Source organism: Allobosea vaviloviae, from assembly GCF_001298265.1.
In the GTDB taxonomy this organism is placed as follows: Bacteria; Pseudomonadota; Alphaproteobacteria; order Rhizobiales; family Beijerinckiaceae; genus Allobosea; species Allobosea vaviloviae_B.
Map to the genome: position 1 here is coordinate 1 of NZ_LGSZ01000028.1, position 16,044 is coordinate 16,044.

The 16,044-nt window shown below is 64.0% G+C and carries 14 protein-coding genes; 5 read left to right on the plus strand and 9 right to left on the minus strand.

Annotation, left to right across the window (positions count from 1 at the left end; genetic code table 11):
- A partial coding sequence (locus AE618_RS28425; protein ID WP_054208276.1) for a TetR/AcrR family transcriptional regulator occupies nt 1-566 on the plus strand: 566 nt, incomplete at its 5' end.
- Nucleotides 567-1,017: 451 nt separating this feature from the next.
- Here the strand turns inward: AE618_RS28425 and AE618_RS06660 are convergent.
- Nucleotides 1,018-1,767, minus strand: a complete 750-nt coding sequence (locus AE618_RS06660; RefSeq protein ID WP_054208277.1) for an aspartate/glutamate racemase family protein — start codon at nt 1,765-1,767, stop codon at nt 1,018-1,020.
- A 240-nt stretch (nt 1,768-2,007) separates the two neighbouring features.
- Here AE618_RS06660 and AE618_RS06665 point away from each other — a divergent pair, with 240 nt between their 5' ends.
- Nucleotides 2,008-2,373: a VanZ family protein gene (locus AE618_RS06665; protein WP_054208278.1), complete on the plus strand. Its 366-nt coding sequence runs from the start codon at nt 2,008-2,010 to the stop codon at nt 2,371-2,373.
- A 267-nt stretch (nt 2,374-2,640) separates the two neighbouring features.
- Nucleotides 2,641-4,095 (plus strand): undecaprenyl-phosphate glucose phosphotransferase, encoded by a 1,455-nt coding sequence (locus AE618_RS06670; RefSeq protein WP_210166442.1) that lies wholly within the window; start codon nt 2,641-2,643, stop codon nt 4,093-4,095.
- A 22-nt stretch (nt 4,096-4,117) separates the two neighbouring features.
- Here AE618_RS06670 and AE618_RS06675 read toward each other — a convergent pair whose 3' ends face one another.
- Nucleotides 4,118-4,732: a WecB/TagA/CpsF family glycosyltransferase gene (locus tag AE618_RS06675; protein WP_197280695.1), complete on the minus strand. Its 615-nt coding sequence runs from the start codon at nt 4,730-4,732 to the stop codon at nt 4,118-4,120.
- A gap of 236 nt (nt 4,733-4,968) precedes the next feature.
- Entirely contained in the window at nt 4,969-6,240 is a 1,272-nt protein-coding gene (locus tag AE618_RS06680; protein ID WP_156330147.1) for a hypothetical protein, read from the minus strand.
- 368 nt (nt 6,241-6,608) lie between these two features.
- Here AE618_RS06680 and AE618_RS06685 point away from each other — a divergent pair, with 368 nt between their 5' ends.
- Nucleotides 6,609-7,763: a glycosyltransferase gene (locus AE618_RS06685; RefSeq protein WP_054208282.1), complete on the plus strand. Its 1,155-nt coding sequence runs from the start codon at nt 6,609-6,611 to the stop codon at nt 7,761-7,763.
- Between the two features lie 52 nt (nt 7,764-7,815).
- Here the strand turns inward: AE618_RS06685 and AE618_RS06690 are convergent, their stop codons facing one another.
- Entirely contained in the window at nt 7,816-8,868 is a 1,053-nt protein-coding gene (locus tag AE618_RS06690) for a lipopolysaccharide biosynthesis protein (RefSeq protein WP_197280696.1), read from the minus strand.
- Nucleotides 8,869-9,338: 470 nt separating this feature from the next.
- On the opposite strand from AE618_RS06690, the gene AE618_RS06695 reads away from it, so the two are divergent.
- Nucleotides 9,339-10,463, plus strand: a complete 1,125-nt coding sequence (locus tag AE618_RS06695; RefSeq protein WP_054208284.1) for an acyltransferase family protein — start codon at nt 9,339-9,341, stop codon at nt 10,461-10,463.
- A 21-nt stretch (nt 10,464-10,484) separates the two neighbouring features.
- Here AE618_RS06695 and AE618_RS06700 read toward each other — a convergent pair whose 3' ends face one another.
- From AE618_RS06700 to AE618_RS06720, 5 genes are all read right to left on the minus strand, one after another.
- Nucleotides 10,485-11,147, minus strand: a complete 663-nt coding sequence (locus AE618_RS06700) for a hypothetical protein (RefSeq protein WP_156330148.1) — start codon at nt 11,145-11,147, stop codon at nt 10,485-10,487.
- A gap of 128 nt (nt 11,148-11,275) precedes the next feature.
- Nucleotides 11,276-13,537, minus strand: coding sequence for a polysaccharide biosynthesis tyrosine autokinase (locus tag AE618_RS06705; RefSeq protein WP_082365055.1), 2,262 nt, complete (start codon nt 13,535-13,537; stop codon nt 11,276-11,278).
- Nucleotides 13,538-13,630: 93 nt separating this feature from the next.
- A complete protein-coding gene (locus AE618_RS06710; protein ID WP_054208286.1) occupies nt 13,631-14,248 on the minus strand; it encodes a hypothetical protein in 618 nt (205 codons plus the stop codon).
- A 204-nt stretch (nt 14,249-14,452) separates the two neighbouring features.
- Nucleotides 14,453-15,016 carry a hypothetical protein gene (locus AE618_RS06715; protein ID WP_156330149.1) on the minus strand — a complete coding sequence of 188 codons (564 nt, stop codon included), beginning with the start codon at nt 15,014-15,016 and terminating at the stop codon, nt 14,453-14,455.
- 200 nt (nt 15,017-15,216) lie between these two features.
- Nucleotides 15,217-15,966: a metallophosphoesterase gene (locus tag AE618_RS06720; RefSeq protein ID WP_197280697.1), complete on the minus strand. Its 750-nt coding sequence runs from the start codon at nt 15,964-15,966 to the stop codon at nt 15,217-15,219.
- Nucleotides 15,967-16,044: the final 78 nt, after the last annotated feature.

Sequence of the window (16,044 nt, forward strand, 5' to 3'; positions counted from 1 at the left end):
ACTCGGTCAAAGCGCTCTCTGAGCGATTGGGGATCACCCGCTCAAGCTTCTACAATGCCTTCGAGAGCCGCGAGGCCATGTTCATGGAAGCGCTTGAACGCTATCTCGAACGTTCGCCCGACCGCGCTCTGGCGGTGGTGCCGCCTGAAGGAAGCGTCTGCGCGCTGATAACCGCGACATTCAAGGCGGTCTGTCAAAGCCTCGCCCGGGATGTCGACGCGAAGGGCTGTCTGGCCGTCAACAGCGTTGGCGCGCTCTGCAATGTGGATGCCGGATTGGGCCCTGAGGTGGCTGCCCATATGGTCGCGCGGCTTGGGCGGATCGAGGTATTGCTGGGCGCGGCCGTCGCGCGCGGAGAGCTTCCCCACAACACCGACATTGCCGCGACCGCGCTATCGCTGAAAACCTTGCTGGTCGGGCTTAACTCGATGGCCAAGGTGTTGCCAGACCGCAATGCCCTGTGGCCAGCGGCTCGTACGACATTGGTAGCTTTTGGCCTGTTGTGCGAAGACGCAGAGCTAGAGAAAACGGGTTCGCTCAGCCCCCCCCGGGAAGGCGGCCTTTGAACGAGACTGAATGTGTAAACACAGAATTGTTCCTCCTTGATCCTGCGCGTCGCGTCATGCAGGTCCTGCCCACTATTGTTCTCCAACGGCTATCGACAGCGAACGCCTCAGAGTCCGTCCCGCAAGGGTTCAACTGCTGGGGCGTTCGTGATTTCCAAGGGCCGTTCAGGCCATATTGGAGCGAGCAATATTGCCCCCAGCCACTCGCCGGCAGCATAGTCGCGCGAGAGTTCGATGCGAAACGGATCTGACGGATGCGGGGTGGCGGCCGGTGGCACCGTTGTTGCCCGCGACGAAGCGGACGGGCCAGTCACTCCTTTTGGTCGCTGCGCGAGATCGTCATCGCGATCGTCCTCGTCATGCGCGGACGTATGGACTGGAGACTCCTGCCGAGCGGACTTCCGCCCACAGCACGGCCTAGCGCTCGTTTGCGGCGCAGGCCCAGCCTGTCTTACGCAAAAACGCGAGGCCTCAAGCCCGCGTGGAACCAGATGATCATCGAATAGATGTCGTGAACCGGCAGGCCCGTCGCCGCCTGCACCGCGGCCGCATAGGGCGGCATATTGGTGCATTCGAGCACGATCGCCCCGACATCCGGGTTCCGTAGCACAAGATCCAGCGCCGCATTGACGACGTCGCGCTCGGCCAGGTCGATGTCCATGTCGTCCTTCTCCGCCTTGATCAGTACGCGGAAGAACTCCTTGCCGTTCTCCGTGCCGGCGACGGGCGTATCGAGCGGCACGCCCGCGCCCTCCAGATGCGCGGGGCTCAGGCTGCCGGCGGAGACCGTGACCAGCCCGACGCGCTTGCCCGGCGGCAAGGTCGCCTGCACCCAGGGCACCTGCATCAGCGAAGAGGTCGCGACCGGCACGCCGACGGCCGCCGCCAGTTCGCGCTGGAACAGCGACAGGAAACCGCAATTCGTGGTGATCGCCTCTGCGCCGAGCCGGACCAGATCCTGCGCCGCCGCGATGAAATCCGGCAAAAGCCCCGCCGCGCCCTTGAGCACCACCTTGTCGGGGCTGGCGCCACCGACGACGCGGTAAAGCACCGGGAACGGCCAGGTCGCGCCATTGCCCATGTCGCCGAGGATGCGCGGAAACCGCGCCTCCAGCATGAGGATGCCGAGCGGCGCGCCGTAGATCGCCTTGCCGCCCTGCGCGATCCGCCGGGCCTGGGAGGTGACAGCGGTGATCGTCATGGCTCTCGGTCTCGTCGGTTGTCGTGTGCGAGAGGTAGCGCGGAAGCCTGGCTAACGCCATGCTCCGCTGGCAGATCCGCCCATCGCCAAGCGTTGCGGTTGCTCATCACACCGGACATGCCCATAAGGCGGTCTTCCCAGCCCGGATCGATCCGACCCGCCTTCCCCGGGCCATTTTCGACGGTGCGATAGTTGCATCGCGTTGGGAACGGCATGGACGAGGCTTAGCGCTTGAACGACATGAACAGAACCACCCGGCGGATAGCGATCGCCATCGGCTGGAGCGCGGCGCTGGTCATCGCATTCGCCACCCTCGCGCCGGTCGGCAGCCGGCCGCACCTGCCGGACGCGGGTCCCGATATCGAGCGCTTCATCGCTTTCCTCGTGCTTGCGGGCGCATTGGCGACCGCCTACCCGCGCCGCCGCGGCATGATTCTGGTCCTGACGGTTGGGCTCGCCATTGGCCTGGAGAGCGCCCAGCTGCTGGAGCCGACGCGCCACGGCAGGCCCCATGACGCGATCATCAAGTGCCTCGGCGCCATCGCAGGCGTGGCCTTTGCCGTCGTGATGGACTGGCTCTCGCGCGGCCTGCGCCGGGCTCATTGACCTGTTGGCCTGAGGCGGGAAATCGGCGCCGTGCCGAAATGGCACATCGCTCCGCTCTGAACGACTCCCCGCGGCCCGGTCGGCACGACGCTGCTCGAATCGAGCCGGATTTCCGGCGGCCATACCCAAATTGAAGCATGCCCCTGCGGCATGCCGCTTGCGATCCACCTCCCCGAAGCGCCCCGACATGGCCAATTGTGCCGGACAGGAGCGCCGAGAGACGTGCGGGCCCTCCGGCCCCACCCGATGCGGAGCGATCGAGCGAAGATGACGGTGAACGAACTGAACCTCGCCGCAGGCGCGGCAGCCGAGGATGGTGCCAACGCTTGGCGGCATTGGCTCGGCCTGGTCACGGCGGCGACCGATGCACTGGTCGTGATGGCCACCGTCGGGCTGGTCTCGCTGGTCTATCACCTGCAGGCCTATGGCGGCGTTCCTGCCGACCAGACCACGCTCGAACTGGCGACGATGCTCGCGGCGATCTTCGTCTTCATCAACGCCATGCGCGGCCGTTACCAGATCGCCAACTATCTCTCCACCAAGGGCCAGATCGGCTCGGCCTTCACGGTCTGGAACATGACGATGGTCGCCTTCATCGCCATTCTCTTCCTGACCAAGACCGTGGAGCACTATTCGCGCGCCGTGATCCTCGCGAGCTATCTCGTTGGCATCCCGGTGATCGCACTCGCCCGCTCGGGCATGGTCCGCACCGTCTCGCTGGCCAGCAAGACCGGCCGCATCACCAGCGAGCGTGTCTTCTTGATCGGCCGGGAACCCGACGTAATGTCCTTCGTCTCCCGCCATCAGCCCTGGAATATCGGCTTCGCCATCGTCGACGTCGCCTTTCTGCGCAGCGCCGACGAGCGCCGCATCAACGATCCCGCAGCGGCGTTGGCGGCCGATCTGGCCAATGCCGTCGCGAACTGCCGGATCAAGCGCCCGGACTCGGTGTTCATCGCCCTGCCCTGGTCGGACCAGGAGACGATCGACGCCTGCGTCGATGCCTTCATGAACCTGCCAGTCGCCATCCATCTGACGCCCGAGAAAATCATGGACCGCTTCGAGACGCCCCATATCGTCCGGACGGGTTCTCTCTCCAGCCTGCGCCTGACGCGGCCGGCACTGTCAGTCGCCGAGGTCGCCCTCAAGCGCGCCTTCGACATCGTTTCGGCCTCGTTGATCCTGATCCTGACCGCCCCGCTGCTGCTGATCGTCGCCGCCGCCATCCGGTTCGATTCGCCCGGCCCGGTGCTGTTCCGCCAGCGCCGCTACGGCTTCAACCAGCAGGCCTTCCGCATCTTCAAGTTCCGCACGATGACAACCACCGATGATGGCAACATCATCGTCCAGGCGACGCGCAACGATGCGCGCATAACCAGGATCGGCCGCGTGCTGCGGCGCTACAATCTTGACGAGCTGCCGCAGTTGCTCAACGTGGTGGCGGGGCAGATGTCGCTGGTCGGGCCACGCCCGCATGCGCTGGCCCATGATCAGGAGTTCGAGCGCAAGATCGCGCTCTATGCCCGCCGCCACAACGTCAAGCCTGGTATTACCGGCTGGGCGCAGGTCAACGGCCTGCGCGGCGAGACCGACACCGACGAGAAGATGGCAAAACGTGTTGCCTTCGACCACTGGTACATCGACAACTGGTCGTTCTGGCTCGACATCGCGATCCTGTTCCGGACCGTCCTGAGCAAGAAGGCCTTCATGAACGCGGGTTGAGCAGCAGCGGCGCCGAAAGGACTTATCCGTCCCGCCGCATCGCCGCGCCCGAGCGCGCCACCCGCACCCGAGACATGCCGCCCTGCAGCAACTGGGCGAGAACGATGCCGCAGAACCGCGCTGCCGAGAGGCTGCGAGCGATCAGCGGCACGCCATGTCGCAGCGATCTGCGCGACAGGACAGCCCGCCTGCCCTGCGGCAGCAGATAGGCGCAGAAGGCCCCGTCGAGATGGACGAGCGACGCATCCGGGAAACGGTGACCGTTCGACCTGACGAAGGCGGAGAACTCCCGCTCGGCCATGTCGACGACGATCATTCCAGGCGTCGTGGCAGCGATGAAGTCGACGATCGCGGACGAAACGGCGCCGCTGAAATCCGCATCGCAGATGCCGGCGATCACCAGCCGCGGGAAGTCCGAGGCGACCTTGTCGCGCAAGGCGTAGACGATTCCCGGCGCGCTCCCGAAGAAGAAGACGCGCGTCCCGCCACCCTGGGCCTGCGCCAGCAGCTCAGGGAGCCCCGGCGCCTGTGACGTACGCGGAACCTTTGGCAGGTGCGTGGCTTTTGCCGGCCACACACCGGTACCCGGCTTCTGCGCCGCCAGCGACTCGAAGTCAGGCGATGACCTGCGTGACAAAAGGATGGCTCCGGACCGAGTGCGACGAGAGCGGTCGCAGGATATCGAAAGGCGAGATATCGAAAGGCAGTAGCAACGTTATGCGCCGCCGCCTCGTATCGGGGACTGACGGACGGCCCATCCACCGCATGACGGACAATGACTAACGGAACGTTAACCATAACCCAACTGGCGGTCAATTCAGCGGCGCGGGCCCAATCGCGCGCAAGATCCGCGGTTGCGTTCAGGGCCGATCGTCACGCGTCAGGGATGCGGCGCGCCCGCAGCGACGGCAAATGGGCCGGTGACGGTCTGGCACGTCGTCCCGGAGACGACATCGCGGAGGCAGCCTGGGCTGGCGCACCGCGCCTGTCTTGGTTTCGAGCATAGATCACGAAGGAATTGTAGAGGGACAAGACGAGGATCATGACGCCGACCTTGTCGGGCGACAGCAAGGCGCCGTTGAAGATGCCGGCGGCGAAAAGATAGATCCGCGAGGCGCCATCGTTCACGCTGGCGAAGTAGATATACAACAGCAGGAAACCGTAGAATCCAAAGTCGAGGACGAAATTGATCAGCCCGTTATCGTAGAAGCTCAGTGGACGCAGACCGATCGGAACATACATCTCCAGGATGGCATAGAGCTTGTAGAACGGCACCCCCGTTGGAAACTCGGCAAGGAACTCCGGAAGGATCGAGATCGGGCCAAAGATGCGGACGAAACCGGACGGCTCGGCGGAACTGTTCGACAATGATGTCACCCGCCCGAGGAAGCTTTCCATGACGTCGAAGAAGTAGATTCCCATGATGCAGGCAATGATGATCGCGGGCAGGACAAATGTGATCTTGAGCTCCTTGAAGCCCGGCCGCTCATAGGCAACGAGCAACGCCATCGCGATAAAGAAGGACAGGCTTTGGGAAATCAGGGCCGTCAGGACGACGAGCAGGATGGCGATACGCGGCGCGACCCATTTCTTGGCCAGCGGAAACAGGGTGAACGCGAGTGATGTCAGGATGAAGCCAAGATAGGACGGCTCTCCGAACGTTCCCGTCGCCCGGATCTTCGAATAGAGGAGATCGAGTTCGCCAGGAATCGTCGCTTCATTGGCGACGAAGATGTTTCGCGGGAGGCCAAAATAAATCTGCCTGGAAAGCAGAGCGGTCTGGACAAGAGAAAGAACGAAATAGAAGCCGATCAAAATGTAGATGTAGCTCGTCAGCTTCCTGACCGTTTCATTGTTCATCTGCTCTGAGACGACCCCGAACGCGGACACCATCAGCAGGATGAAGACCGTCTCCCGGAGCACGCGTCCCACGTCCTGCCCGTCGATCTCGAACGGGAACATCAACGGCATGATGAAAGCGAGGCAGCATATCAGCGTGCGCATTGGGTGCGACAAGATCGACACCATGATCTGCTGCCGGAATTTGGCCAGCATCAAGAGCGCCACGACCGTCATGCCGGAGACGTAGAAGCTGAGTCCTACCTGAAGGAATGGAAGAGTTAGGAACGCGAGCAGATATGCCACGGTTTGGTCCGTCTCCCTCGGCCGGCCGGGCCGGCGGCGTTCCATGGTCAGGCCGACATCACTGCCAATCTAGCCGACTCCGGCCAGTCATGCCAGCCCGGCACCGCAGCGCAGCAAAGGCGCGGCACGGGCCGGATTCGGCCTTGCCGCGCCTCCGCGGCAAAAAAGCGCGGCCGTACATCAACAGGTCGTGAACGAGGCGCGATCAGCAGAAGGGAAATGGCAGGAAACGATAGCATAAAAAATGCAGGTTGGCGGCAGGTGACGCGCGCAGACCCGTACAGTACAGGTTTAGGCGAGTGTCACGCTGCTGTGGTTTACTGCTTGCTCGTCGATTCTTCGTCTTAAGACAGCCATGGAATGAGATTGTGCGCATTCTCCGTGTCATCTCCAGTCTGGATCCTCGCTTTGGCGGTCCCAGCGAGGGCCTGCGGCTCAGCACCGCCGTGCTGACGGCGGCGGGGCACGAAACGGAGATCGTCTGCCTCGATGAGCCCGGCTCGGCCTGGCTCTCGCTGTTCGAGGTGCCCATCCATGCGCTCGGCCCGGGGACCCAGCCCTACCGCTACTCCGACAAGCTGGTTCCCTGGCTGAAGGAGAACCGGGATCGCTTCGATATTGCCGTGGTGCATGGCCTCTGGAACTACGCGTCCTTCGGAGCCTGGCGAGGGCTTGCCGGTGCGCTGCCGTACACCGTCTTCACGCATGGCATGCTCGACCCCTGGTTCCGCAAGGCCAAGCCGGCCAAGCACATCGTGAAGCAGGTGTTCTGGAGCCTGTTCGAGGGCCGGGTGCTGCGCGATGCGGAAGCCGTGCTGTTCACCTCGGAGGAGGAGCGCGACATGGCGCGTGGCTCATTCCTCGGTCATCAGGGCTATACCGAGGAGGTCGTCGGCTACGGCACATTGTCACCGCCGGTCGCGGCCCGGCAGAACGAGGTCTTCCAGGCAAAGCTGCCCGACCTTGCCGGCCATCGCTATCTGCTGTTCCTCAGCCGCATCCACCCGAAGAAGGGCTGCGATCTCCTGATCGAGGCCTTCGCCGCAGCGGCCGGCCAGACCGACCTTCATCTCGTCATCGCCGGCCCCGACGAGTCCGGCTGGCGCCCCGAGCTCGAGGGCCGGGCCCGCCAGCTCGGCGTCGCCGACCGGCTGCATTGGCCCGGCATGCTCGCGGGCGACGCCAAATGGGGCGCCTATTACGGCTGCGAAGCCTTTATTCTGCCGTCCCACCAGGAGAATTTCGGCATCGTGGTGGCCGAGGCGATGGCCTGTGGCAAGCCGGTCCTGATCACCAACAAGGTCAATATCTGGCGCCAGGTCGAGGCCTGCGGCGCAGCCCTGGTCGAGAATGACGACGTCGCCGGCATCACCGCCCTGATCGCCCGCTTCCTGGCGCTCGACGAGGAAGCCAAGGCCGCCATGGGCGTCGCGGCCCATAAGGGCTTCATGGAGAACTACGACGTCTCCGTCGCAGCCCTCAAGCTGGCCGAAATGCTCCGCACCAAGGCGCGCCAGGGCTGAAGCGTACCAGGACAGCCGGGACGGCCCGGCACCTCGGCTGACTTGCCGCTGCTTACCTGCCGCGGAACAGCGGGATCTTGCGGATCAGCAGCAGCAGCGTGACGAATCCGACCGCGTAGCCGGCAAGCGTCGAGGACACGAGCCCTGTCAGACCGTAGAGCGGCACGAACCAGAGTTTGAGCGCAAACGAAACCGAGGCAAAGACGACGGCAGCTGTCGCCTGGCGCGTGACGATGCCCTTGGCGTTGAGAAGCACGCTGAACGATGATCCGGCCGCTTCGACACAGTACCAGATCGCAAAGAGCCCATAGGCAGTCGTCAGCGAAAGAACCGAGTTGTGCAGCCAGACCTGCGCGATCTCCTCCCGGAATGTGAAGAGCAGCATCGAGGCAAGAACAGCATAGCCGACCGTGGCTGAGAACCCGGCAAGGAACAGTGTCCTGAGACGCCGCCATTCATGACCTGAGATCAGGTAGGCATAGACCGGCCAGAGCGCACTGCTGAGAATAGAGTAACCGATCGTGACGACCTGATACATCCGCTGGATGATCGCCAACCCGGCCGCCGCCTCGGGACCGATCAGGCGGATGACCAGCACATAGTCGAGCAACCAACCGAAGGTGCGAGCCAGATTGAAGAGCACATATGATCCGCCAGTGCTCAGCATGCGCCCGATGAAGCGCCGGATGCGGGACAGGCGCAGTTGCCCGGCATGCCGGGTTTGCCAGATCAGGACGCCACAGCCCACGATGGCATTGCACAGTAACTGTAAACCGAAACTGAGCAGAAGCAGCGTCATCAGGCTGGCGCTCATCGATTGGCCGAGCCAGACGCCGAAGGTTGCAGCGATATAGCCGGTCATGCGCGAACAGTTGAAAATCCACGCCTTCTGCAGACCCCTCATGGCCTGGCCCATGGCATTGATCGGGAAGCTCGCCGCCAGCAGCACCGCGAAGGTCATAATGAAAGCGCTCAGCTCCGCGCTGATCTCTGACGGCTTGAAGCCGAACAGGGCATCGACGCTGCCGAAGTGCAGAGCCGTGAGCGACAGCACGAGAATGAGCAGACCGCTACCGATCGACGCTATCATCAGCGCGATCAGCACTGTCCTCACAAGGGTCGCGGAGCCGCGGCGCTTCGCGCGAGCGAGAGCACCGATGGCAGCGTTCCCAAGGCCGAAATCCATGAAGGCCAGCGCGGCCGTAAGGCTGAAGACCGTCGCCCAGACACCAAACTTCGCCGGGCCCAGATAGCGATACAGCAACCCCGTCGAGACGATGACATAGACCAAGCCGGCAACCGCGTTGAAGCCATCCGTCAGCGCGGCGAGGAACGTGGTGCGCGCTACCGGCGACGTACGAATCGCTACGATCTTTTCCCTGATCGTATGCCTGACCTGCTGGAGAAGCCCCGCGCTCATAGAACGTCGCTCCCTACCCGTTGCGTCGAACCTTTGCCGGGCAGAGCAGAAAGGACGAAAATTCAGATTTTACAGCAGGATCACGACGCCGGAGCGTTGTCTTTCCCCCGTTCGTTCACTAGACAATCTAAAGCATATTGCAGTGCGAGAACGCAATGGCGGTACGGCACCACCACCTCCCCGAACTCCAGTCGGTCCGCGGCATCGCCGCGCTGGTCGTGCTCCTGCATCACTGCCTGTTTTACTTCGCGCTGCCGCAGGCGCTCTATCCGGCAGCCGAAACGCTCCTGAACGCCCATGCGGCGGTCATCGCCTTCTTCGTGCTCAGCGGCTACGTGCTGACGCTCTCCTTTACACGAACAGCCATGAACCAGGCGGACGCCGTCAGCTTTCTGCTGCGACGCGTCTTCCGTATCTATCCAGCGGTCTGGTTTGCCTGCGGGCTTTCGCTTGTCCTTCTTGTCCTCCTCGATCACGAGATGGCCGTGCCGGGGCAGTCCACATGGGCTTCCAAATATTTCGCAGCCGCCGATGGCGGCGCCAAAAGCGCTTTGGCGTCCTTCATGGCTTATGGCTCCTATCTCGTGCCGCCGCTTTGGTCGATCACGGCCGAACTGCTCGGCTCCCTCCTCGTTCTGGTCCTCGCAATCAGCGTGCGCGGAGATGGGCGGCGGATGGCGCTCGCCCTCGTGCTGCTGGCATCGGTGAGCCTTTTCCTGCCGCAATCGGGACGTGGCGCCGTCATGGCGACCTATCTCGTTCATTTTGCCATCGGCGCCTCGATCCCCCACTGGATTGGGCTATTTGAGAAGCTCGGAATACGCGAAGCCCGCATCGCCGCTGCGGCCTGCCTGGTCGTCATGGCGGCGTTCCGTCTGCTGGGGGGCTGGAACTTCACGGAATGGTACAGCGCCCCCGTTCCGGCTCTCGCCGAGGGCATTGCCGCCGCCATCCTGATCGCGCTCGTCGTCACACGCCGCGAGGCCTTCGGCTGGCTCGCCGCCCGCCCCCTGGTTGTCCTCGGCGACATCTCATACAGCGTCTATCTGCTGCACTTTCCGATCATGGCGGCCGTCGCGATCGTCGGAGGCGGCATGCTGGGCCTCGCGGCGTTCGGCATCTGGCCACTTTCGGCGCTGGCCTTGATGCTGACGACGCTGGCGCTGACGCTGCCGCTCGCCCTGCTCAGCTATCGCTGGGTTGAGCTGCCCGGCATCGCGCTGGGCAATGCCGCTCTCTCGGCGCTGCGGTTGCGCCCGGCGCTGGCGCAGCCCCGCTGAGGGTGCGGCGTGCCATAAGCCTCACATCCAGGGGCGCAACTCAGTGCGCTCGATACCCGGCACGGCGAGGTCGTGGAGCCCCTTGGCGACGAGGTTCTCGGCCAGCTTGCGCCGATTGACCTCGGGCAGGCCGACCACCGTATCGACCAGCCTCTGCCGGATCGCCGGCTCGCAGCCCGCGAGAATCTCGGCAACCGACAGCTCGAAGCCCGACGCCACCAGCGCGCGAAACTCGGCCATGACGCGCTGACCGAGAGACGGCGGCAGGGATTGCAGCGAGGCCAGCGAAAGGCGGATGCGCTTCAGCGCGATCCATCCTTCATTGGCCCCCAGTTCGTAGGAGCGCTGCAGCAAGGGGATGGTGTTGCTGGTGACGCCTGCCGACGCGCTCTTGGCCCAGAACAGCATCAGCCACAGAAAGGGATCGCCCGGCGAAGCCTGCAACGCAGTCAGCGTGACCTGCTGAAGACGCGGCAGCACCGCGAGCAGATCCACCTCGCTGCTCTGGGCGGCCTGCTCGGCCAGCGCCATTTCAAGGACGGCGAGATTACGCAGGTGGTCGGGCCGGGATGTGAAGCGCGACGGCGCCCCCGCGCGCAGCAGGAGCGGCGTCCGCCCCTCTGCCAGCAGGCCCCTGATCGCATCGGGCCGGAAGGTCTGGCCTTGCAGGATCTGCTCGGCCATCCCAGCGATTCCGCTTTGCGTCCAGAACCCTGCAAAGGCACCGATGGACCAGACGAAGCAGGTTACGGCGAGCCCGGACAAGCAGGCTCGCAGCAGCATGCGCGCCGGCCATGCCAGCGCCGCCGCGGTCATGCGCGATCGTTGGTCAGATAACCGTAGCGGCCGTAATATTTCTGCATGTAGTAGTCGCTGCGCCCACGCTCATAACGACCCAGCTTGCGCATGTCGGCCTTGTTCAGCACGACGCCGAGAATCTTGTCGTAGACTTCCGGCGCGTTCGCGATCGCATGCTCCAGCACGTCGGCCTTGGTTTTTCCCCACTCCACGATGAAGATGTAGGAGTCCATGAACCGCGTCGTCATCCGCGCATCGACCACCGGCGCGATCGGCGAAAGGTCCATGATGACGTAGTCGTACATCTGGCGGAGGTCCTGAACGACCGCGTGCATGCCCTCCGAGCCGAGGAACTCAGCGGTATGCACGATCCGGCGGGTGTCGCCGGTGGGCAGGAAGAACAGGCCGGTGCGGTCGTCACGCAGCAGAACCTCCTCGAGCTTGGCGGTTCCTGCAACGAGCTCCACCAAGCCCTTCTTCGCATGCGGTCCAAGGCTGCGGGTCAGGGTCGGATTGCGCAAATCCGCATCGATCAGGATGCAGCGCGCGCCGCCATGCGCGACGAGTTCGGCGAAATTCGACGAGATCGTCGATTTGCCTTCGCCCGGGAGCGTCGAGGTGAAGCCCAGCACGCTGTTGCTCTGTCTGTGAGGCGCGAGATCGACGTTCACCTTCAGCGAGCGCAGCGTCTCGGTGAAGGGCGAGAACGGCGCATCGACGACATAGCTGTTGATCGAATCTGCGACCGAGATCAGCCTTTGATCCGGCTTCGGCGCCGGTCCTGACCGCTTGGCCGCCTTGAGCGACAGGGCCGGCAGGATGCCGAGACAGGTCGCCTTCAGCGTCTCCTCGACCTGCGCGGTGGTCCGGAAGGCGCTGTCGCTGAACTCGCGCAGGAAGGCGATGCCGAACGACGCTATGACGCCGAAAGCCCCGGCGATCACAAGGACGATCAGCGTGCGCGGCTCGCTCTTGACGAGCGGCACGGCGGCCGGGCTGATCAGCCGCGCCTCGGTGATCGGGAACGACTGCTGCTGCACCGACTCCATGTAGCGCTGCAGGAAGTTGTCGTAGAGCGTCCGGTAGGTCTGGGCGTTGCTCTCGAGCTCGCGCAGCTGGATCTGCGACTGGCTGGTCGACTGCGTTTCGCCGATCACGGTGGCGAGGCTCGCCCGCAATGCCGCCTCGCGGGAGGCAGCGATCTCGTAGTCGCTGCGATAGCCCTGCGCGATCTTTTGGTACTCTTCGCTGATGTTGCGGCGGATTTCCTGCATCTGGTTGCGAAGATTGATCGCGGCCAGGTGGTCGCGGCCATAGCGTTGAGCCCAGATCGACTCACGGCTCTGCAATTCGTTGAACTGCTGCCGGAGCTTGACGATGACCTCGTTGCGCTGGGCGTCGTTGACGATGCCCTCGGCCAGCGGATTGGCCAGGACTTCCTGAATGCGGTCGAACCGGGCCTTTGCCTCGGCGCTCGCGGCCTGGGCCGTCACCAGCTGCGTATTGATTTCGGAGAGCTGCTGATCGTTGACCAGGCGCCCGTTGGACGACACCAGATTGTTCTGGGCCTTGAAATCGACGACGGCCTTCTCTGCCGTCGCAACCTGGGATCGCAAGGTCTGGATGCGCTCCTGCAGCCAGACGCTGGCATTGCGCGTGGCCTGGAATTTCGCCTCGAGCTGATCGACCGAATAGGCGTCCGCGATGGCATTGGCGATACGCGCCGACTTCTCGGGATCGGTCGAGGTGAACCGCAGTTCCATCACATAGGTCAGGCCGACACGAGCGATCAGCCGGTTCTGCTCGAAATAGCGCAGCGCGTTGCGCTGCAGCCGATACTGCGATGGCTCTGCCGGAGGCGGCAGGAACTGGGAGAACAGGCTCCGCACGCCGGTCAACAGGCCCCCGCCCGTCCCGATGAATTCAGGGTCCTCGTCGAGCTTCAGCTTCTTGATGACCGCGAGACTGATGTTCTCGGATTTCAGGACTTCGATCTGGGTCTGGACGGAACTGGCATCCATCGGCGCGTCGCCGACGACCTGCTGCTGCTGCTGCACGAGCTGCACCTTGCGGGTGTCGATCAGCATCAGCCCTGATGCCGCGTATTTCGATGGGGTGGTCAGCAGATAGGCGAGCGCCAGCAACCCGATGCAGCCGATCGTGATGATAAAGACTGGCATCTGCCTGCGGACGATACCGACAAGAGCGTCCATGGCCTCGCGCGAAGAGGCGATGGGAAACGATGATCCCGGGGCATCGATCTTGGATTGCAGCATCTGCGATCAACCTCCATCATCGTGCATCGCCGGGCGCAACGTGCACATCAAGCCCGGCCTGTGGATCATCCGCGAGCGCCGGATGACTGCGTATCAGCGAGCGCTCGAAGGCAAAATCGACAATCCACCGAAGCCTGGAGGATTAAGCAAGGACGGTGCCGTCGTGCGTGTCCCTCCCGCCAAGGTGACCACACCGCCCGGATTTGCGCCGCCCGTCGGAATGCCGCCATTGTTGGCGCTGCCGAGACCGCCGCCCGCCGCCGCAGTGCCGACGGCAGCCGTGGCCACGTTTTGCGCCGCGGTGTTGTAGGAGGCGAGCGCGGCGGTGTTGTCCGTCGCCGCCAGCGCCTGCTGCACCAGCGTCGCCGCCTCGATCTTGGCCTGGTCTCCAGGATAGTTCTGCCGGCAGCCGAGCACGGCCATACCGAGGCCCGAGCCGATCGAACTGCTCTGATCTCCCGGCAGTCCCGACAACAACGCGACCACCTGCGGTGCAAGCGTCGTATCGGCGGCTACGATCGAGTTGACGACACTTTGAAGCATGGTCGGCGGCGTATCTTCCAAAAGCGTCTTCCGCGGATTGTCGCGGAATGCGTTGATCAGAGCCGTCGGCAACGGCTGGTTGGGCGGAAGGCAGACCTCTGCCGATACGGCTGTCACCTGCCCCAGGAGGAGCGCGGCGAGAAGCCACCGACAATGGTGATGCAACATGAAACGCAACCTCAAACGAACGCTCTGTATGTCTTTCGCCGCACTCGTTCGCAAGCGCAACATGAACCTTACTGTTTCGTTAATGGAGACAGCGGCCGGATAAGCACACACCAGCCACCATAGCACAGCCAAGTCCACTATCTCTCGGACTCATGACGGAAATTGGGCAGGTGGCACCCGTTCGATGCCGGCGTCGCTCACCGCTCAACCGCTTGGGAGCGATGCTGCAAGTGCCGGGTCGATATCTCCGATGATCGCGCGCAACCGCGCGCGCCCGGCCGGAGGGGCGGCGCGGTCGATCTCCAGCAACACCGCCCTGAGGCCGTTCTCACGGTGCAGGATGTGCCGCACGTCGCTACGGACGCATTGCTCGACGAGCGTGTCGGTGATCGCATTGGCCGAGACGGCCAGCGCGATGCGCCTCGTCATCAAGGGCACGACGGCTGGCCCCGTAGCGCAAGCCATCGCGATCGCGGCCTGCTTCTGCGCCCCCTCCTCCGGCACCGCCTCGGCCAGCGTCAGCCAGGCCTCCGGAGTCACAGGCGAGCGCGCGACGGTGCGAACCGCGAAACGGCGGGCCATGTCCGCAGGCTGGTTTCCGGTCTGGGTCGCGCGCAGCCGCTCCGCCCAGACGTCGCCGCGAAAGCCCGCGACGGTCGTCGACAGCCAAGCGCCGCCAGCATGCCGCCTGTCGCGGCTCAGCAGCGCCTCCGAGACCAGCAGCCAAAGCCCGGCAAGGGCGATCAGGCCGAGCCCGAGGGCAGCCACACCGAAATCCGCCGCGTTAGCCCTGCGCAAAATCATGTGCCATCCGGACTTCAATGATCGCCACCGATAGGCCGTCCAACCGGTCCTAGCCAGGCCGAGGGAAGCGCGATGTCGCAAGCCAAGTTGATGTCGCAAGCCAGGCCCATGTCGCAAGCCAAGTTCGTGCCAACAGCCCCGGCTCGATCGTCGCAGCCGTTGGCTCAGAGCAAGACGACGTCGTCACCCTCGAGCAACGCGCAGGTCAGCCGCCCCGTCGCATAGGCGCCGGTATCGAGGTTGATGCGGTGCGGCAGCAGTTCCGGCACGACGACGGGCGTGTGGCCATGGACGACCACGCGCTCGAAGGGACCGCGATGGCCGAGAAATTCGTCGCGGATCCACAGCAGGTCTTCGGGAGATTGCTGATCCAGCGCGACGCCAGGGCGGATGCCAGCATGCGCAAAGAAATAGCCGTGGCACGAAAACGAGATCGGCAGATTCTGATAAAAATCGAGATGCCCGGGCGGCAACGCCGCCCGCAGGTCCTGAGAGAGCTGGCGGCGCTGCTCCGGCGTCGGCGCGCGGTTCGGTTTCAGACCATATGACAACAGCGTATTGAATGCGCCCAGCGGCCCCCACTCCTCGAGGATGTCGGGATCATCGAGAAAATCGAGCAGGTACTGCTCGTGATTGCCCCGCATCGCCAGCATCCAACGGCGTTTGCTGCGGGTCAGGATATGGCTGACCACGCCCTGGGAATCGGGCCCGCGGTCGATCATGTCGCCGAGCAGGATCGTCAGGTTGCGCTCGCTCGGGCGCTCCAGTTCCGTGCGGTCGATCTTGCCGAAAGCCTCGTCGAGCAGGTCGAGACGGCCATGCACGTCGCCGATGGCATAGACGCGCAAGCCCGCCGGCAGACGAGGCTGTCGTGCGACGACGGGCGCGGGAACCGACTTCCGAAAGAAAGACACCAGACGCGTTTCCTAGAGCCGGCCTGTCATGAATCGCACGGCACGCCGGCCCGACGCGAGGACAAAGCCGGCCTCCAG